Raw genomic sequence first — 16,732 nt, 5'->3', positions numbered from 1 at the left:
GACCGTTCGATCGATCCTTTGTCAAACGCCTTGCAGGATCATCGCGGCCGAGGCAAGGCCCACCCGCGTCCCTTACCAAGGCACCTCACGGTTTTTCCAGTCGACAAACACCGAATTGGTCTCGCTTGCGCGTGCGTCGAGCATGTCGGCGATGCCGCCGGCGCTCTCGGTCACGTCGATGTCAGCACCCGAGCCGCCCATGTCGGTCCTGACCCAGCCGGGATGCACGACCAGCACCCCGCGGCCACGATGGCGCGCGGCGTAGCTGCGGGCGAGCGTGTTCAGGGCCGCCTTGCTGGCGCGATAGGCGTCATAGCCGCCCTCGCTGTTGCGCGCGACCGAGCCTAGCGTCGAACTCATCAGCGCCACCTGACCGCCAGCCGCGATGTTCGCCTCCAGGGCTTCGATCAGCGCGAGTGGACCCAGCGCATTGATCCGGTAGATCCGGATCGCCTCTTCGGTCGCGATCTGATGGATCGGGATCGCGGGATTGCCGTTCGAGACTCCGGCCACGACGAAGATCAGATCGAACCGCGCACGCCCGAGCCGGTCGCCGAGTGCCGCGATCTGATCGGCATGGTCGATGTCGACAGTCTCGATCATGATCCCGTCGCCGAGCGCGCCAGTGCGCGACCGGTCGCGCACCGTCGCGGTGACCTGCCAGCCGCGCGAGGCCAAGATCCGCGCGAGCCCCTCGCCAATCCCGCGCGAGGCGCCGACGATCAGGACCGAGCGCTGCCTGCTAACATCGTTCATTGGAGATTTCCTTGCTAACGGCTCTGTGTCTCCGCGGCGAGCAATCCGCCGGACAGCGTCGCAGGATGATGACCACGTGTCAGCAGCACCGCTGACAGGCCGCAAACCAGCATCGTGGCCAGCAACACTTCGACGAGACGCCGTCGTCTGCGCGTGGGAAACGAGCCGCTCATGCACACCACCATGTTTCGGGAGGACGTGCGATCATCACACACGATATAACGGATGATGGCAACTTTGTGGTGGCGCTGCTCCGCCACCCGGCGGTGCGGATCGCCCCAGGCATCTGCTACGGCCGCACGGACGTGCCGCTCGCAGATGGCTGGCGCCAGTCGATCCCGGCATTGGCGGCCTCGCTCGCCACGATCGCGGCGCAGCACATCTGGAGTTCGCCATCGTCGCGTTGCGCGACGCTGGCCGACGCCCTCGGCAGCCGCCTCACCCTGCCCGTCACCTGCGACGAACACCTGACCGAACTCGATTTCGGGGCCTGGGAGGGGCGCGCCTGGGACGCCCTGCCGCGCCATGATCTCGACCTCTGGGCGATGGACCCGTTCGCCTTCCGGCCGCCTGGGGGCGAACGCGGCGCCGACCTCATCGCGCGCGTGAGCGGCTTTGCAGCACAGCTGCGCATTGCCGCACAACCCTGCATCGTGGTTTCGCACGGTGGTCCGCTCCGTGTGCTCCCGGAGTTGCTATGCGACACCCCGCCCAGCCTGCTCGCAACGCCCCCGCTTGTGGGCAGCCTGCGGATCGTCACGGCACGACGCGGCTGAGCATGGTTGTCCCGGCTCCTGCCGCCCCGTCAGCATGGTCTCACGTCACCGCGAGCGGCTGTGACACCGACTTTCGTCTTAAGGCCCTTTGCATGTGCCGCCATTCCCAAAGCAGATAGACGGCGGGGATCACCAGCATTGTCAGGATCAGCGCGCTGATCATGCCGCCGATCATCGGTGCGGCGATTCGGTGCATCACCTCCGATCCGGTCCCGGCGCCGAACATGACCGGAAGCAATCCAGCTATGATCGCGGTGGCGGTCATGGAAATAGGCCGCAGCCGCAGTAACGCCCCGTCGCGCACGGCGGCCCGCACCCCCTCATAGGTGATGGAGACCCCTTTCCGCTTCTGCATTTCACAATACAGTCCAACCGACTGATTGAGATAGACGATCATGACCACGCCAATCTCAACCGTGACGCCAGCAAGCGCGATAAAGCCAACGGCAACGGCGACCGATAGATTATACCCAAGAAGATAAAGGAGCCAGAGCCCCCCCGACAGGGCCATGGGCAACGTACCCATGATGATCAGCATTTGCGGCACGCTTCGGAATGCAAGATAAACCAGAAAGCCGATCAGAACGATCGTAAGTGGCACAATGAGTTTCAGGTTGGCTTTGGCTTTTTGCATGTATTCATATTGACCCGACCATGTAAGGGAGTAGCCCGCAGGCAACTTGAGCTCTTGTGCCACGCGCCGCTTCGCCGCCTGGACATAGGAACCAACGTCGCGTCCCTGGATATCCACATAGGTCCAGCCGGTCAGCCGCGCACCCTCGCTCTTGATCATCGGCGGACCATCCGTGACTTGCACGTCGGCCACGTCGTCGAGTGCGACATGCTTGCCGGACGCCGTGACGATTGGGAGCTGACGCAGCCGCTCTGGCGTATTCCGCCAGTCGCTTGGATAGCGGATATTCACCGGATAGCGTTCAAGTCCCTCGACGGTCTGCGTGACGTTCATGCCGCCCACCGCGGTGCGGATGACGTTCTGCACGTCGCTGATATTGAGACCAAGCCGCGCCGCCCGCTCGCGGTTGATCGTGATGGTCAGATAGCGGCCACCCGCCACGCGTTCCGAATAGACCGAGGCAGTGCCGCGAACAGCGGGAAGGATTTTTTCGAGCTTTGCACCGATATGCTGGATCACCTGGAGGTCCGGTCCTCCGACCTTGATCCCGACCGGTGTCTTGATTCCGGTGGACAGCATATCGATGCGTGTCTTGATCGGCATCACCCAGGCATTGGTGAGACCCGGCAGATGCAGCCGCCGCGCAAGCTCCTCGCGAATGTCGGCCTTGGTCACGCCTGCCGGCCATTCCGATCGTGGTTTGAACTGGATGATGGTCTCGTCCATGGACAACGGCGCCGGGTCGGTCGCGGTCTGCGCACGACCCATCTTGCCGAAGACCGTTCTGACCTCAGGAACGGTCTTGATCAGCCTGTCGGTCTGTTCCAGGGCCTGCCGCACCGTGTCCGCCGAAATCCCAGGACGCGCCGACGGCATGTACATGAGGTCGCCTTCATCCAGGGGCGGCATGAATTCGGAGCCGAGATGTGCGGCCGGCCATGCTCCCGCCAGGACCACGACGATGCCGAATACGATGGAAATCCACGGGTAGCGCACGACGCGCGCGATGACCGGTTGATACAACGCATGCAGGAGCCGGTTGACGGGATTGCGATGCTCGGGCGTGATCCTTCCCCGGATGAAATAGCCCATGAGCACCGGAACGAGCGTGACGGCCAGGCCTGCCGCCGCCGCCATGGAATAGATCCAGGTGTAGGCCAGCGGCGAGAACATGCGTCGTGCCTGGCCTTGCAGACTGAGCACAGGGACCACGCTGAGGGTGATGATCACCAGCGAAAAGAACAGCGGCGGCCCGACTTCCACCGTTGCCGCCTCTACAATGCGCCAGCGGTTCGCATTCGTCAGTTGCTCGCGCTCCTGATGCTTATGGAGATTTTCGATCATGACGATCGCACCGTCAGTCATCGCCCCGATGGCGATGGCGATGCCGCCGAGCGACATGATGTTGGCGTTAAGTCCCTGCCAACGCATGACCAGAAAGGCGATCAGGATGCCGATCGGCAGACTGATGATCGCAACCAGCGATGAACGGAGATGAAACAGGAAGATGCCGCAGACGACTGCCACGACAAGGAACTCTTCGAAGAGCTTTTCGCGGAGATTGCTGATCGCGCTGCCGATCAGCTCGGACCGGTCATAGGTCGGCACGACCTCGACACCTGGCGGCAGGCTCGCCTTGAGCGACGCAAGCCGCGCCTTGACCCCGTCGATCACGGACTGGGCGTTCTCGCCATAGCGCATGACGATGACACCGCCGACGACCTCGCCACGCCCATTCAGTTCAGTCACGCCACGGCGGATCTGCGGTCCCAGGCGAACGGTCGCGACATCCTTGATCTGGATTGGAACTCCGTTGGCACTGACCTTCAGCGGAATCTCAAGGATATCCTTGATGCTCTTAATGTATCCCGTCGCCCGGACCATGTATTCGGCTTCGGCCATCTCCACGACAGCCCCGCCGGTCTCATGGTTGCCGTTCTGTATCGCGGTTCTGACTTGCGCCAGGGTAATGTTGTAGGCGCGCAGCTTGTCGGGATCAACGACCACCTGGTATTGCTTGACCATGCCGCCCACGGTCGCCACTTCCGCGACACCCGGCACGGTCTGCAGCTCATATTTCAGGAACCAGTCCTGCAGACTCGTCAATTGCGCCAGGTCCTGCTGGCCGGTTTTATCGACGAGCGCATATTCATAGACCCAACCCACACCCGTGGCATCCGGACCAAGGCTCGGATGCGCGTCCGATGGCAGGCTGCCGGTGACCTGGTTCAGATATTCGAGGACTCGGGACCGGGCCCAATAGAGGTTGGTCCCATCCTTGAAGATGACATAGATGTAGGAGTCGCCGAAGAACGAGTAGCCGCGCACGACGGTCGCGCCGGGCACGGATAGCATGGCCGTCTCGAGCGGATAGGTGACCTGGTCCTGCACCACCTGCGGCGCCTGACCGGGATAGGGGGTCTTGATGATGACCTGAACATCGGAGAGATCGGGGATTGCGTCCACCGGAGTACGCTGGAGAGCATAGAGCCCGGCGGCGACAACCAACATCATGCCGAGCAGGACGAAGTTGCGGTTCCTGATGGACCGCCGAATGAGCGCCGCGATCATTTGCCGGCTCCCGCCGACCTGGCAGGCGGCATGGCCGGCATATCCTTCATGCCAGGCATCCCCGGCATGCCAGGCATTTTACCATTGGCCGGGCCGCTCCTGGTTGTCCCAGGCCGCGCCGTCGCTGCAAGCTCCGTCGAGGGCCTGGTTTTGCAGGCCGCCTTTTCGGAGCCGAATTGCAGGGCCGCGGCGTCCACGTTGGCTTCCGAGTCGATCAGGAATTGCGCCGCGACGACAACCTTCTGTCCGGCCTCCAACCCTTTGAGGATCTCTGTATTACTCCCTGCCTGGAAGCCGGCGACCACCGGGCAGATATCGAAACGACCGCCGCCGAGTGCAACCGCCACCCGTTCGCTGTCGCCCGTCTCGATCAACGCCGAACTGGGGATGAACACGGCATCGGCTTTGGGCGCCGCGTCGATGACGACATGCGCATACATGTTGGGCCGAAGCCGCCGGTCCGGATTGTCGAAGCGCACCCGCACCTTGACCGTGCGTGTCGTAGCATTGATGTCGGGATAGATGTAGTCGATGACACCGTTCCAGCTCTGGCCTGGGAATGCATCAATTGTGGCGGTGGCCTTCTGGCCGACATCGAGCGTTGCCACACGACTCTGGTCCACCTCCACCAGCACCCACACCTTCGACAGGTCCGCAATTTTCATGACCTCGGTGGCCGGCATCACATAGGCGCCTTCCCGTACGCCGAGCTTGATGAGGACCCCGCTTGTATCGGCGTAGCGGGCGACCCTGTCTCCTGCCTTCCTGCCTTTCGCCAGTGCCTCGATCTGGCTTGGCCCGAAACCCAAGGCCCTCAGCCGTGCGCGCGATCCGGATAGGAGGGACGGCATGCCACTCGACATTGCCGTCAGATACTCGCTTTCCGCAGTCGCGAGCTTGGGTGAGAACATTTCATAGAGCGGCTGGCCTTGCTTGATCGTATCACCCTCCGCCTTCACAAAGAGCTTTTCGATCCAGCCATCGGCGCGCGTATTGATACTCGAGACGAGATCTTCGTCATATCCCACGTAACCGACGGCTTCGATGCGATGGGCAAGGAGGCCCTGCTTCACCGTGGCCGTACGCACCCCCAGATCGTCGATGACGTCCGGTGACACATGCACGTTGCTTGCCGCCGCGCTTTTGTCGGCGTCGGCATAGACGGGAATCAAGTCCATGCCCATCGGCGATTTCCCGGGCTTGTCGCTGCGAAAGCTCGGATCCATCGGTCCCACCCAATAGAGCGGCTTGCGCGCGCCGGAGCTGGCAACGACCGTCGGTTTCTCCACACCGGCATGACCGACAAAAAAGCCACCGATGCCGGCCAAAAGCCCGATGGCAGCGACGCTACCAAGGAAGACGACACGTTGTCTGGTCATTTTGAACTCCCTCCCAGACCATCATTGAGAACCGCGCCACCGGTCTTGTAATCGAGAGCTGCAAACTGCGTGTAATAGTCGGCACGCGCGCGTTCACGCTCCAAGTCCGCCATCAGGTATTGTTGTTCGGCGGTGATAACCTTGAGGAAATCGCCGCGGCCGGCGCTGTAATCGGAGTCGGCCGCCTTGAGGTTCAGAGAGGCTAGCGGCACGAGACGCCGGTCATAGAGACTAATCGTCTCGCGATCCTGCTCGAGTGCCGCATAGGTCTGCGAGAGCCCGCTCAACAGGGCGTTGCGTTCGGAGATCAGCTGGAACTGACTCTGCCGCAACCTTGCCTTTGCCTCGTTATAGTCGCCGTAATGCTTGCCGCTGATAGGTATATTGATCGCAACACCCACCGTAAACTGCTGCTGCGGCAAACTCCACAGCGTGTTCTCACCTGCCATGACCTGGAGACTTGGATAGAACGCCTTTCCGGCGAGCTCGACCCGGTCGCGGCGAGCCGCGATCTCGGCGTCGGCGCTCCTGAGCGTCGGGTATTGCATCAGCGCGGTGGCGGCGAGATCCTTCAGTCCATGCACGATAGGCGGTAATGGCAGCCCCTCCGGCCGACCCACCGGATATCCAGGATCCTCGTTCAGGAGCGCGTCGATCCGGGCTTGCACCGTTTGGCGTCGCTGCTTCAGCTCCAGCGATTGGTCTTCGAGACGAGTGAGTTCCACTTCTGCCTGCAACACATCCTGTTGCGGTGCCTGCCCGGACGCATAGGCCGCCTGCGCCACCGATCTGATATGCGCCGTGAGCCTGATCGTCCTGAAGTTGATCGCGATGGCCCGGAAGACGTAATACCAGTCGGCGTAGGCGGCGCGTGCCTGTGATGCAAGGCGCAGGCGGGCATCGATGACCTTGTACTCGGCTGATTTTGCCTCGATCGTCGCCGCCTCGCTGCGCAAATCGAGCGTACCCGGCCATGGAAACTTCTGACTTATCTGTACAATCTGTCGATAGCCGATGTTCGAGTCGATTGAACGTGGTGCGGACGTGTAGCTCAACATCGGGTCGTCGAGCGCCCCCGCCGAGGTGATACGGGCGGTGGCGGCATCATGGCCGAAATCCTCGGCCTTGATGACCGGATTTCGGGCTAGGACGGTCTGCACGAACAATGTCGGGTCCAGCGCAACCTGATTTGGACCGGCCGGATTTACCTCGGCCGCCCTGGCGCTGCCGACCGTTACAAGGGCTGCAAACGCGAGCGGTATTGGTGTCGCCGCCAGGAGACACACCCAAGCGCTTCGTGCAACGAGTTTCGGTCGATCCGGACGGTGGCGTCCGTGGTCGTCGGGACAGCAATCCGACATGCGTGGGCTCCAATGGCAAGTTGCGTCGAGGCAAGCGCGTGGCACGTGCTGCCAGGTTTCAGGTCAGTCGAACGGATTGGTGGGATACACATGACATCGTCCTGCGGCACCCTTCGAGGCGCGCGGAATTCCGTGTGAGGAGCTTGGTGCTCAGGGGTGGGCAAGTGCCGGATCGGTTTAGGCTCTACCGAGCCTCATCCCGGGGGCAGCATGTATGCGCAAGACCGGAGCCGCTGCCTCGCGGATGCGTGGCTGCGACGACCTACGTCGCCGATCAAGCCCTGGGGCGATCAGGCCTTGGGAGGGGGACCGTCCGGTGGGACCGCAAAGCCCACCAGCAGAGCCTCTTCAGGCCGGTCAGGCTTCAGCAGAGCGGCCTGAAGCGGTGATACAAGGGCGCTTGAAGGAAGTTCGGCCAATGTGACGCAGCTGGACGCGACAACGCAATTTAGCAGGTGTCCGCAAGGCGTCTGGCGATGGCCCTCTGCCGCACGGGACTGATCGCAAGCTGCTTGAGTTGCACCGGGGCTGACGGTCTGCACCGGACTTACGGTGCACGATGATATCGAGAACGCCCAGGCAGTCGGGCTAAAAGCCAGTGCAAAGGCGACGAAAAGGAAAGCCGTCGCTTTTCGCATTCGGTAGCAGAGCTCCTGACGTGCTCGCCAAATCGCTGCAAGCTTCAAATGATAGACAGCAACGCTCACAGCGCGTCAACTCTTTCCTTGGCCGCGTTGACAGAAGAGTTACGGTTGTTTGGATCGTGATAAAGTGCGTCACCGACCCTCAGACGAGGTCGCCGAGCTGACAAGGAATTGCCGCTCGACGGCGTGCGAGCAGGTATGTGCGGGGTTTGCATCATGATGCATGGCGGCATGGGCGCGATGATGGCTGGCATGGGACTGGCGTGGCTACTCGTCATCATCGTGCTCGTGCTCGTAGCCATTGCGCTTGTAAAATACCTTTGGCGTTGATGAGTGACGGCTGATCGCACTCTCTTCTTGCGTCATTCCGGCCTGGCGCTTCCTTCGTAGAGGAAGGTGTGGGTGCGCGGCCCGGGCAAGCTGGCGTGTGTCAGCCTGTCGAGCCGGAATCCGCTTTGGCTGATCAGGTCATCAATCCTGCGGTTGAGGTGACATCCGCCGGCGAGGCGCTGCCATATCGGGTCGAGCCGGTCCTGCCAGCGCGCCACGGCGGGCTCTGGAGCGCGGCCGTGCTCGACGAACAGCAAGGCGCCGCCCGGCTTGAGCACCCGTTGCATTTCACGCAGGGCGCGGGGCGCGTCGGGGATGGAGCAAAGCGTCCAGGTCGTGACCACGGTGTCGATGCTGGCGTCATCGAGCGGCATGGCCTCGGCCGATGCCTCCAGCAGTTCGACCGGCACGGCTGCCGCGGCGGCCCGTTCCCGCGCCATGCGCAGCAGCTCGGCTGACGGTTCCAGTCCAATGACCGAACTGGTCGCCGCTCCGTAGAGCGGCAGGTTGAGGCCCGAGCCGATGCCGACTTCCAGCACCCGTCCCTCCGCTGCCCCGATCACCCTTCTGCGAAAGGCCAGCAAGGCCTCCTGCCGCATTGCCAGGTGCAGGAGCCGCGGCAGGACATGACTCTGGTAGAAACTCATCGCCGCGCCCGCAGGCGGTTATGGATCGCGGTGGCGGCGACCGCCGCCTCTCCCATCGCCACGCTGATCTGATCGAGGCCAAGCGCGACGTCGCCCGCGACGAACAGCCCGTCCACAGAGCTGCGTTGATGCCGGTCGACAATCAAACATCCGTCCTTTCCCGCGGCTGCCCCCAGATTCGTCGCCAAGCTGGACCGCGCGGTGGATCCAAGTGCCGAATAGAGCGTGTCGAACTCATGACAATCGCAGCTCCGCAGACGCAGCGCCCGTATCTGGTCGTCCTCGACCACGACCTCGGTGACTGGTTCCTCAATAAGAACGATGCCTGCCTCCGCCGCCCGTTGCTGCTCGTCCGGCGACAGATCCAGCTCCCGGCCGAGCGAGAACAAGGTGATATTGGCGGTGTAGGTGCGCAGGAACAGCGCCTCTCCCAATCCGCTGCTGCCGTGGCCGAGCACCGCGATCCGGTGGTCGATCACCTCATAGGCGTCGCAAATTCCGCAATGCCGAGTCAGGCCGCGCTGCACGGCCTGGTAAATCCCGGGCAACTTTGGCTCCTCGTCAATGACGCCGGTGGCAAGCAGAACCGTACGCGCCAGGATCTCACGGTCGTCGACTCGCGCAGCAAACAAGCCTTCAGGCGTGCGGTGCAGGTCCGTGACCGTCCCGGCATGGATCGGCGCGCCATATTTACGGGCCTGCGCGGACATGCGGGCCCGCAGGTCCGTGCCGTGAATGCCCTCTGGGAAGCCGGCGTGATTGTGCGAGACGGGTATCCAGGCAGCCCGGCTGGCGTTGCTGTCGATCACGTGGAAGTTCCGGCGGAAGCGCGCGAGATAGATGGAAGCGGTAAGACCCGCCGGGCCACCGCCGATCACCAGGCAATCGAGAACCGCTTCAGCGTCCATGCTGCGTTGTCCCATTCGATAACATTGAAGTTTTTTCCAACGGCATCGCGGCTGGACGGCCGCGAGGCGGGTGCGCAAGCAGGCTTGTCAGGCCTGCTTGCTTCCTCGTCCCGATTGAACGATTAGCCTCGCGACGGGCCGGACTGATGCTTGCCGGCCGGCTGGTTCATGGCGCGCTGCATCATGGTGTTGCAGGTGTTCGCCATCCGGCTCATCGCCTGCATATTGCCCATCATGCCGTTCATGCCGGAGTGCTTGCCCATCATGCCTTGACCCTGCATCGAACCCTGGGTGTTCGTCGAGGACGCCGGCGCGGTGTTGGACTGCGCGAAAGCGGCTGGAGCGGAGGCAACGCCGGCGATGATGGCCGCGGCCGCCGCAACGTGAAGAAGCTTATGATACATGTGTAAAACTCTCCGATTGGGTGAAATGGTCAGGTCAGCGCGGCATGTTCCGGCGCGGGAGACGACTCACGCGGCGGTGTGGCGCTGGGCGCATATCCGACCGCGCTCAGCGGTGCGGATATCTGGATTGCCGGGTTGGCTGATTCTCTCGACGCAGCGGTTTTCGTCGAGGAACCCCGGCCCTTCATACAGAGGCCGAGCCCGCACATCAGCATGCATGGGGCGACGCTGATCAGAATGGGGATCATGCCGGCTGCGACAAGCCAGCTCCACTTCCATGCCAGCGTTGCCACAACGAGAACGGCGACGACGCCGCCTATGAGAAACACTCTTTTGCGTCCCGAGGCCGCGCCACAGCAGGACGCTACGATGGAAGGCATTTGACCTTATCCTCTCTCAAAACGTTGCATAGACGTAAGGTGATGTGCCGTCCCTGGTGACGGCGTAGTCCCCCAGGGTCCCGTCCTTCGAGTCGCCCATCCCGGGTGTGCCTGACGGCATGCAAGGCACGGTAATCCCGGCGATCGCCGGCTTTTCGCTCAACAGCGTGCGGACGATATTGACCGGGATATGCCGTCCACGACATAGCCGCCGACGCGCGGTGTGGCAGCCCTGCATAGCCGTGGAAACACCAGCCTTGCGGCTGATTTCGGCGAGGTCAACCGCGGGAGCGGACGCGGTTGTAGTCAACAGCACCATGGTAAACTCCCGTCGGGTTATGGTCTTTCACTCGCTGTTCAGCGCACACGGATCAGTGTCGTGAGCCGCGGAACCGATGTCCGGGTGACGGCCGGTCGGATGGCACATGCCAATCTCATTACGGGTATGCATGACGCGGTTACGCGAACCGACGACTAGATGTCGGCTGCAACGCGCGCGTCAAAGCTGGCGAACCCGTTACCGTCCGCTTCAGGAGCGCCGGCAACATGGAGACCCGAAGCCGGGCGGCCTAGCCGAGATCGATGGATCTGGGTGGGAACGGATCGGGAGCGCGGGCGAACATCGTCCAACGCGCCGACAAGGCCGTCGGATACGCGGCGCGCATCAGAGCACGTCCGACCGGGCGCGCCGCATCGGGCAGAATCGCGACAGAACTGATACAGGCCGTGATTTGGCAGGCCGGCACCGTGACGGGGTTGGCGGCAGCGCGATCCGGATTTGGGCAGATTGATACATGCAACGCGAAGCCGGCCGCGCCAATCGGCGCCGGCATCGCGCGGACGGCAACCGGGAGCGCCATCGCCAGGGCGACGATGAGCACAATAAGGATGCGTGTAAGCCGCCGAGCCATGTTCGCAAGGTAATTATCACGTCGCTCTGCCTCAAGGTCCCTCGCCTTGAGTGACTGAAGCTTAATGGCAGGCGCACGCCTCGTCACTCCAGGCCTCCCGGCCCTCCTTGACGAGAAACCAGACCACGCCGAGGGAGGCCGCGGCATCGGCCCACCACACCCCGGTCACGAGCTTCAGCAACAAGCCGCACAGGACCACCACGGACAGCCAGCCGCAGGTGACGGCCTCCATCGCGTCGGCCCGCATCGCGCGGCTGCCGAGCGCCTCCGCGACCACGATCTTGCGCCGCGCCAGCATGTACATGAGCGGGATCGCCAGCGCCGTCACGGCGAGCCCGGACCAGGCGAACGACTCGTTGCTGCGCGTCCACAGCTTCCAACCGGCGGACACGACAACGTAGGCGGCGAGGCCCAACAGCAGTGTGCCCGCGATGCGGCTGGCCATGCGCTCGGCCGGTTCGGCGAAGCGCTGCCCATGCCGCAGTTCGACGGTAAGTCGCCAGATCAGCACGGCCGCCGAGGCAAGCTCGACGAGGCTGTCGATCCCGAACGCCAACACCGAGACGCTACCGGAACGAACACCGCTGCCGATCGCAACCGCCGCTTCGACGATCATCCAGGCGAGCGTGAGATATTCCAGCCTGAAGGCTCGGCGGATGAGCGCCTCGCGCTCATCATTCATCCTGATCACCTGTGCGCTCTCGGCGCCGCGGGCGCTAGGCCGGGCACCAGTTCTATCGAGCCTTTGGCGTTCTTGCGTTCCGAGTAGCGGTCCGTCAGGACGGCCGTATGGGGGCGCAGCAGGACGGTGAAGCGCACCAGTTCCTCCATCACGTCCACGATCCGGTCGTAATACGCCGACGGCCGCATGCGTCCGGCTTCATCGAACTCCTGAAACGCCTTGGCGACACTCGACTGGTTGGGGATCGTCAGCATACGCATCCAGCGACCAAGCAGGCGCAGGCTGTTGACGGCGTTGAAGCTCTGCGAGCCGCCGGAGACCTGCATGACCGCGAGCGTCCGGCCCTGGGTTGGCCGCATGCCGCCCACTTCCAGCGGCAGGTGGTCGATCTGCACCTTCATCAGCCCGGTGATCTGACCATGTCGTTCCGGGCTGCACCAGACCTGCCCCTCGGACCATAGCGCGTGCTCGCGCAGCTCGTGCACCGCCGGGTGATCGTCACTTTTCACCTGATCGGGCAGCGGCAGGTCGGACGGATTGAAGAGGCGCGTCTGTGCGCCAAAGAAACGCAGCAGCCGCGCGGCTTCCTCGACCGCCAGGCGCGAGAACGAACGCTCCCGCAGCGAGCCATACAGCAGCAGGATGCGCGGGGGCGGATCGGCGGCGCCGAGCGACAGCGCCGGGTGCGCGTTCGCGTAGCGGAGATCGAGCGCTGGCAGGTGATCCGGATCGGCAATCTCGCGCAGCCTCACGCGGCGCGCCGCCCACGCTCGTACCAGGGCCGCGTCGCCCTCACGATCCGCACCACCGACAGCATCACCGGCACTTCCACCAGCACACCGACCACGGTTGCGAGGGCTGCGCCCGACTGGAAGCCGAACAGCGCGATGGCCGTCGCCACCGCCAGCTCGAAGAAGTTGCTGGCACCGATCAGCGCGGACGGCCCGGCGACGCACCATTCGGTGCCGAGCTGCCGATTCAGCACGTAGGCGAGACCCGCATTGAAATAGACCTGGATCAGGATCGGCACCGCGAGCAGCGCGATCACCAGCGGCTGGCGCAGGATCTGTTGCCCCTGCAAACCGAACAGTAGCACCAGCGTCAGCAACAGCGCCGACAACGATACTGGCGCGAGCGTGCGCAGCGTGCGTTCCAGAGCCGGCAGCCCGCCGTGGCGCAGCCGCGCGCGACGCCAGAGCTGGGCCGCGATTACCGGCACGACGATGTAGAGCACGACGGACAAGATCAGCGTGTTCCAGGGCACAATGATGGCCGACAGCCCGAGCAGCAGGCCCACCAGCGGCGCGAACGCCACCACCATGATGCTGTCGTTCAGCGCCACCTGGCTGAGGGTGAAATGCGGCTCGCCGTCCACCAGGTTGGACCAGACGAACACCATCGCCGTGCAGGGTGCGGCGGCCAGCAGGATTAGCCCGGCCATGTAGCCGTCGATCTGGGTCGCCGGGAGCCATGCGCGGAACAAGTGGCCGATGAACAGCCAGCCGAGCAGCGCCATCGAGAACGGCTTGACCAGCCAGTTGACGCCGACAGTCGCGGCGACGCCGCGCCAATGTGCCCGCACTTGCGCCAGGGCGCCGAGATCGATCTTCAGCAACATCGGCACGATCATCAGCCAGACCAGGATCGCGACCGGCAAATTCACATGCGCCACCGTCGCATCGCCGAGCGCGTGGAACAGGCCCGGCACAAGCTGCCCCGCGGCAATGCCGACGACGATGCAGAGTGCCACCCAGAGCGTCAGGTATCGCTCGAACAAGCCCATGGACGGCGCCTTGCCCGGCGCGGTGGCGACCGCCTCGCTCATGATGCGTCATTCTCCCTGGTGAGAATGTCGCGCTGCGAGCTTGAAAGGAGGTCGAGCACCGTCTCGGACGGCCGGCAGAGCTTCACGCCCAATTGGGTCACGACGATCGGGCGGTTGATCAGGATCGGATGCGCCATCATCGCATCGAGCAGCGCGTCATCGGACAGCGTCAGATCGTCGAGGCCCAGTTCCGCATACGGCAAATCTTTTTGCCGGATCACGTCGCGCACGGTGACGCCCATGCGATGGATTAGGCTCGTCAGCTCCGCACGCGATGGCGGTGTCTTGAGATATTCGATGATTTGCGGCTCCTCGCCGCTGTTGCGTATCAGTGCCAGCACATTGCGCGAGGTGCCGCAGGCCGGATTGTGATAGATCGTTACGGTCACGATACTTTATCCTCAGCGGAGTCGGTCCGCATGCGACCGATCACCTCGACCTGGCGCTTCAGTGACATGCGGTCGAGCGATGCGACCGGCAGCGAGACGAAGACCTTGATACGATTCTCCAGTGCCCGGAAGGTCTCCCGGAACGCCCGCCATTGCGCGACCTCCGAGCTTTCGACGGCCGCCGGGTCGGGCATGCCCCAATGGGCGGTGACGGGCTGACCGGGCCACGCCGGGCAGACTTCACCGGCCGCCTGGTCGCAGACGGTGAACACGAAATCCATGATCGGCGCGTTCGGTCGGGCGAAGTCGTCCCAGCTCGTGCTCCGCAGATGGTCCGCCGGCAGCCCAAGCGTTTCCAGCAGCTTTCGCGCGCAGGGATGCACCTGGCCGCGTGGAAACGATCCGGCGCTGAACCCCTTGAAGCGCTCACCGCCGTGCTCATCGATCAAGGCTTCGGCCAGAATGCTCCGCGCCGAGTTGCCGGTGCAAAGGAACAGAACGTTGAAGGGGTGTGGCATGGCCGCGCTCACGACGTGGTGCTGCAGTCGGTGGCGAAGGTCACACGCGGCTTCGCCACCACCAGGTCGTCAGCAGAGACGCGGAGGTGACGGCTCATGCGGATCTCCTTCGGGTGCGAACCGCGCCCCCGGCTGCGGCGGGCAGACACGCCGGCCTGCAAGCCGGCATCGCGACGGCGCCGCGGCCACAGCAATTCTCGGTCAGGTAGCCGACCAGGCCGTTCATCGCGGCAAAGTCGGCGGCGTAGATGACCTGCCGGCTGGCCCGGCGCTGTGTCGCCAGACCCGCGTGCAGAAGCTGTTGCAGGTGAAACGTGAGGGACGACGGCGGCACGCCGAGCGTTTCCGCAATCGCTCCCGCAGCAAGCCCGTTCGGGCCGGCCTCGACCAACAGACGATATGCGGCCAATCGGTGCTCGTGAGCAAGCGCACTCAGGGCGGATACGACGAGCTTGGCGTCCATTTCAGGCTCCCACGTTGCGCCAAGCCCCAGATAGTCGAGGCAACGATGGCTTGCAACCACTTTTTGATAATTTTCAAATAGTGGTGAGCCGTCCCGATTAACCCGCTTTCCCGCACGGATTTGGAACAGTAGCGCCGCGCTCATGTAAGCGCGTCGCTTCCCGGACTGGCTACTGGTCGTCGTGGCGCTCGCGAGCCTGCTTGCCCTGGGCCCCGGCGCGCGACCGTCCGGCACGCCGGCTCTGCACATCGCAGATCTCGAGTTGGACAGCGTGATGTACTATGGCGCAGCACCGCGTCCGCCTGCGCCGCACCGGCATGCCACCCGTCACGCGCTCTGCCCGCTGAGCGTGGCGCTGGCGCTTCCGGCCTTCGTGCCGGCCACGCCGCACGCCCTGCCCGGCCGCTCGGCCAGGAGGATCCGTGGCTACCAAATGATGCGGCTCGCGTGCGAGCCCCATCCGTTTCACTCTGCTCCCGACGGCCGTGATCGCGGCCTTGCGAATGCGCCTCGCACTCCACGGCACGTGTCGGCGCAGGCCGCGGCATCGGCAAGAGAAGCCGAACGTCAAGGAATTTTTGCTGAACTATGCGCTTTGCCGTTCTGGCTAAATCTCTTTCCCGCATGACTTCCATTGAGGCGTCAAGCCGCCACGGCGCCCTCGGCCGCGCGCGCGAGCGCTTCGACCCAGTCCTGATGATAACTATAAAGACCGCCGGGATGCTTGTGCCCAAGCTGGTCGAGGAACCAGGGGCCCTGCTGCGTCTCCTCGCTCAGCACATGACAACCGTCTTGCGTCGGCGTGATGACCCAGCCGTGGAGGCCGTTGACCCGGTTGAGTCGCCATCCACGGTTGTCGACCACGAGAGCCTGCGGAAAGGCACGCACTCCGTTACGACCAGGTGCATCAGAACGCCGATCGCAACACGCGTGTACCTGGTCCCAAGCTTCAGCTCGAACTCGCCCTCCGGGAGCTTGACCTGATGTTCAGGCGGAATAGCGCGACAAGGTCTCGGCCTCGACCAGCAGCTTCCACACCATTGCCGCCGGGGCTTTCACGTCGATTTCGTTCAGCGCGTAGATTGGTGAAATCCGCGGATCGTACTGCGGCGGGTAGGCTACGTGATCGAGCATGTCCGTTCTCCTGCTGCCGC

Annotated in this window: 21 protein-coding genes; 2 read left to right on the top strand and 19 right to left on the bottom strand. The window is 63.7% G+C overall.

Features of this window, described 5'->3' with window-relative positions:
* Positions 1 to 72: 72 nt before the first annotated feature.
* Both ACQY4K_RS14770 and ACQY4K_RS14765 read right to left on the bottom strand, forming a co-directional pair.
* A complete protein-coding gene (locus ACQY4K_RS14770; RefSeq protein ID WP_428390956.1) occupies positions 73 to 756 on the bottom strand; it encodes an SDR family oxidoreductase in 684 nt (227 codons plus the stop codon).
* Between the two features lie 14 nt (positions 757 to 770).
* On the bottom strand, positions 771 to 929 hold the full coding sequence (locus tag ACQY4K_RS14765) for a hypothetical protein (protein ID WP_428390955.1): 159 nt from the start codon (positions 927 to 929) through the stop codon (positions 771 to 773).
* 66 nt (positions 930 to 995) lie between these two features.
* On the opposite strand from ACQY4K_RS14765, the gene ACQY4K_RS14760 reads away from it, so the two are divergent.
* The gene (locus ACQY4K_RS14760) at positions 996 to 1,532 is read left to right on the top strand and encodes a histidine phosphatase family protein (protein WP_428390954.1); all 537 of its coding nucleotides are present in this window, start codon (positions 996 to 998) and stop codon (positions 1,530 to 1,532) included.
* 40 nt (positions 1,533 to 1,572) lie between these two features.
* Here the strand turns inward: ACQY4K_RS14760 and ACQY4K_RS14755 are convergent, their stop codons facing one another.
* From ACQY4K_RS14755 to ACQY4K_RS14745, 3 genes are read right to left on the bottom strand one after another with little or no spacing between them, the layout of a single operon-like run.
* Positions 1,573 to 4,737, bottom strand: coding sequence for an efflux RND transporter permease subunit (locus ACQY4K_RS14755; protein ID WP_428390953.1), 3,165 nt, complete (start codon positions 4,735 to 4,737; stop codon positions 1,573 to 1,575).
* Positions 4,734 to 6,116: an efflux RND transporter periplasmic adaptor subunit gene (locus ACQY4K_RS14750; protein WP_428390951.1), complete on the bottom strand. Its 1,383-nt coding sequence runs from the start codon at positions 6,114 to 6,116 to the stop codon at positions 4,734 to 4,736. The genes ACQY4K_RS14755 and ACQY4K_RS14750 overlap by 4 nt, the downstream gene beginning before the upstream one ends.
* Positions 6,113 to 7,276, bottom strand: a complete 1,164-nt coding sequence (locus tag ACQY4K_RS14745; RefSeq protein WP_428396140.1) for a TolC family protein — start codon at positions 7,274 to 7,276, stop codon at positions 6,113 to 6,115. Before ACQY4K_RS14745 ends, ACQY4K_RS14750 begins: the two co-directional genes overlap by 4 nt.
* Positions 7,277 to 8,292: 1,016 nt before the next feature.
* Here ACQY4K_RS14745 and ACQY4K_RS14740 point away from each other — a divergent pair.
* Positions 8,293 to 8,451, top strand: a complete 159-nt coding sequence (locus ACQY4K_RS14740) for a hypothetical protein (protein WP_428390950.1) — start codon at positions 8,293 to 8,295, stop codon at positions 8,449 to 8,451.
* Positions 8,452 to 8,483: 32 nt separating this feature from the next.
* Here the strand turns inward: ACQY4K_RS14740 and ACQY4K_RS14735 are convergent, their stop codons facing one another.
* The 14 genes from ACQY4K_RS14735 to ACQY4K_RS14670 form a co-directional block, all read right to left on the bottom strand.
* The gene (locus ACQY4K_RS14735; protein ID WP_428390949.1) at positions 8,484 to 9,098 is read right to left on the bottom strand and encodes a class I SAM-dependent methyltransferase; all 615 of its coding nucleotides are present in this window, start codon (positions 9,096 to 9,098) and stop codon (positions 8,484 to 8,486) included.
* Positions 9,095 to 10,006 carry an NAD(P)/FAD-dependent oxidoreductase gene (locus ACQY4K_RS14730; protein WP_428390948.1) on the bottom strand — a complete coding sequence of 304 codons (912 nt, stop codon included), beginning with the start codon at positions 10,004 to 10,006 and terminating at the stop codon, positions 9,095 to 9,097. The genes ACQY4K_RS14735 and ACQY4K_RS14730 overlap by 4 nt, the downstream gene beginning before the upstream one ends.
* A gap of 122 nt (positions 10,007 to 10,128) precedes the next feature.
* Positions 10,129 to 10,410, bottom strand: a complete 282-nt coding sequence (locus ACQY4K_RS14725) for a hypothetical protein (RefSeq protein WP_428390947.1) — start codon at positions 10,408 to 10,410, stop codon at positions 10,129 to 10,131.
* Between the two features lie 29 nt (positions 10,411 to 10,439).
* Positions 10,440 to 10,790: a hypothetical protein gene (locus ACQY4K_RS14720; protein ID WP_428390946.1), complete on the bottom strand. Its 351-nt coding sequence runs from the start codon at positions 10,788 to 10,790 to the stop codon at positions 10,440 to 10,442.
* Positions 10,791 to 10,806: 16 nt separating this feature from the next.
* Positions 10,807 to 11,109, bottom strand: a complete 303-nt coding sequence (locus tag ACQY4K_RS14715) for a DUF411 domain-containing protein (RefSeq protein WP_428390945.1) — start codon at positions 11,107 to 11,109, stop codon at positions 10,807 to 10,809.
* Between the two features lie 250 nt (positions 11,110 to 11,359).
* A complete protein-coding gene (locus ACQY4K_RS14710) occupies positions 11,360 to 11,701 on the bottom strand; it encodes a hypothetical protein (RefSeq protein WP_428390944.1) in 342 nt (113 codons plus the stop codon).
* Positions 11,702 to 11,762: 61 nt separating this feature from the next.
* A complete protein-coding gene (locus tag ACQY4K_RS14705; RefSeq protein ID WP_428390943.1) occupies positions 11,763 to 12,383 on the bottom strand; it encodes a cation diffusion facilitator family transporter in 621 nt (206 codons plus the stop codon).
* A 5-nt stretch (positions 12,384 to 12,388) separates the two neighbouring features.
* A complete protein-coding gene (gene arsH, locus ACQY4K_RS14700) occupies positions 12,389 to 13,135 on the bottom strand; it encodes an arsenical resistance protein ArsH (protein WP_428390942.1) in 747 nt (248 codons plus the stop codon).
* Positions 13,132 to 14,208, bottom strand: a complete 1,077-nt coding sequence (arsB, locus tag ACQY4K_RS14695; RefSeq protein ID WP_428390941.1) for an ACR3 family arsenite efflux transporter — start codon at positions 14,206 to 14,208, stop codon at positions 13,132 to 13,134. The genes arsH and arsB overlap by 4 nt, the downstream gene beginning before the upstream one ends.
* A complete protein-coding gene (gene arsC, locus ACQY4K_RS14690; protein ID WP_428390940.1) occupies positions 14,205 to 14,597 on the bottom strand; it encodes an arsenate reductase (glutaredoxin) in 393 nt (130 codons plus the stop codon). The genes arsB and arsC overlap by 4 nt, the downstream gene beginning before the upstream one ends.
* Positions 14,594 to 15,115 (bottom strand): arsenate reductase ArsC, encoded by a 522-nt coding sequence (locus tag ACQY4K_RS14685; protein WP_428390939.1) that lies wholly within the window; start codon positions 15,113 to 15,115, stop codon positions 14,594 to 14,596. Before ACQY4K_RS14685 ends, arsC begins: the two co-directional genes overlap by 4 nt.
* A 94-nt stretch (positions 15,116 to 15,209) precedes the next feature.
* On the bottom strand, positions 15,210 to 15,722 hold the full coding sequence (locus ACQY4K_RS14680) for an ArsR/SmtB family transcription factor (RefSeq protein ID WP_428390938.1): 513 nt from the start codon (positions 15,720 to 15,722) through the stop codon (positions 15,210 to 15,212).
* Positions 15,723 to 16,220: 498 nt separating this feature from the next.
* Entirely contained in the window at positions 16,221 to 16,442 is a 222-nt protein-coding gene (locus ACQY4K_RS14675; RefSeq protein WP_428390937.1) for a hypothetical protein, read from the bottom strand.
* Between the two features lie 123 nt (positions 16,443 to 16,565).
* Positions 16,566 to 16,712, bottom strand: coding sequence for a hypothetical protein (locus tag ACQY4K_RS14670; protein ID WP_428390936.1), 147 nt, complete (start codon positions 16,710 to 16,712; stop codon positions 16,566 to 16,568).
* Positions 16,713 to 16,732 lie beyond the last annotated feature (20 nt).

Origin of the sequence: Lichenicoccus sp., assembly GCF_965276875.1 — a bacterium.
GTDB lineage: Bacteria > Pseudomonadota > Alphaproteobacteria > Acetobacterales > Acetobacteraceae > Lichenicoccus.
Note: the sequence above shows the minus strand (reverse complement) of the source record. Positions and strands in the feature narration are given on the sequence as shown.

Bases quoted from the DNA above. Each gene is read 5' to 3' on its own strand.
- ACQY4K_RS14770 (WP_428390956.1), bottom strand. From the start codon at position 756: ATGAACGATGTTAGCAGGCAGCGCTCGGTCCTGATCGTCGGCGCCTCG.
- ACQY4K_RS14765 (WP_428390955.1), bottom strand. From the start codon at position 929: ATGAGCGGCTCGTTTCCCACGCGCAGACGACGGCGTCTCGTCGAAGTG.
- ACQY4K_RS14755 (WP_428390953.1), bottom strand. From the start codon at position 4,737: ATGATCGCGGCGCTCATTCGGCGGTCCATCAGGAACCGCAACTTCGTC.
- ACQY4K_RS14750 (WP_428390951.1), bottom strand. From the start codon at position 6,116: ATGACCAGACAACGTGTCGTCTTCCTTGGTAGCGTCGCTGCCATCGGG.
- ACQY4K_RS14735 (WP_428390949.1), bottom strand. From the start codon at position 9,098: ATGAGTTTCTACCAGAGTCATGTCCTGCCGCGGCTCCTGCACCTGGCA.
- ACQY4K_RS14730 (WP_428390948.1), bottom strand. From the start codon at position 10,006: ATGGACGCTGAAGCGGTTCTCGATTGCCTGGTGATCGGCGGTGGCCCG.
- ACQY4K_RS14725 (WP_428390947.1), bottom strand. From the start codon at position 10,410: ATGTATCATAAGCTTCTTCACGTTGCGGCGGCCGCGGCCATCATCGCC.
- ACQY4K_RS14720 (WP_428390946.1), bottom strand. From the start codon at position 10,790: ATGCCTTCCATCGTAGCGTCCTGCTGTGGCGCGGCCTCGGGACGCAAA.
- ACQY4K_RS14715 (WP_428390945.1), bottom strand. From the start codon at position 11,109: ATGGTGCTGTTGACTACAACCGCGTCCGCTCCCGCGGTTGACCTCGCC.
- ACQY4K_RS14710 (WP_428390944.1), bottom strand. From the start codon at position 11,701: ATGGCTCGGCGGCTTACACGCATCCTTATTGTGCTCATCGTCGCCCTG.
- ACQY4K_RS14705 (WP_428390943.1), bottom strand. From the start codon at position 12,383: ATGAATGATGAGCGCGAGGCGCTCATCCGCCGAGCCTTCAGGCTGGAA.
- arsB (WP_428390941.1), bottom strand. From the start codon at position 14,208: ATGAGCGAGGCGGTCGCCACCGCGCCGGGCAAGGCGCCGTCCATGGGC.
- ACQY4K_RS14685 (WP_428390939.1), bottom strand. From the start codon at position 15,115: ATGCCACACCCCTTCAACGTTCTGTTCCTTTGCACCGGCAACTCGGCG.
- ACQY4K_RS14680 (WP_428390938.1), bottom strand. From the start codon at position 15,722: ATGAGCGCGGCGCTACTGTTCCAAATCCGTGCGGGAAAGCGGGTTAAT.
- ACQY4K_RS14670 (WP_428390936.1), bottom strand. From the start codon at position 16,712: ATGCTCGATCACGTAGCCTACCCGCCGCAGTACGATCCGCGGATTTCA.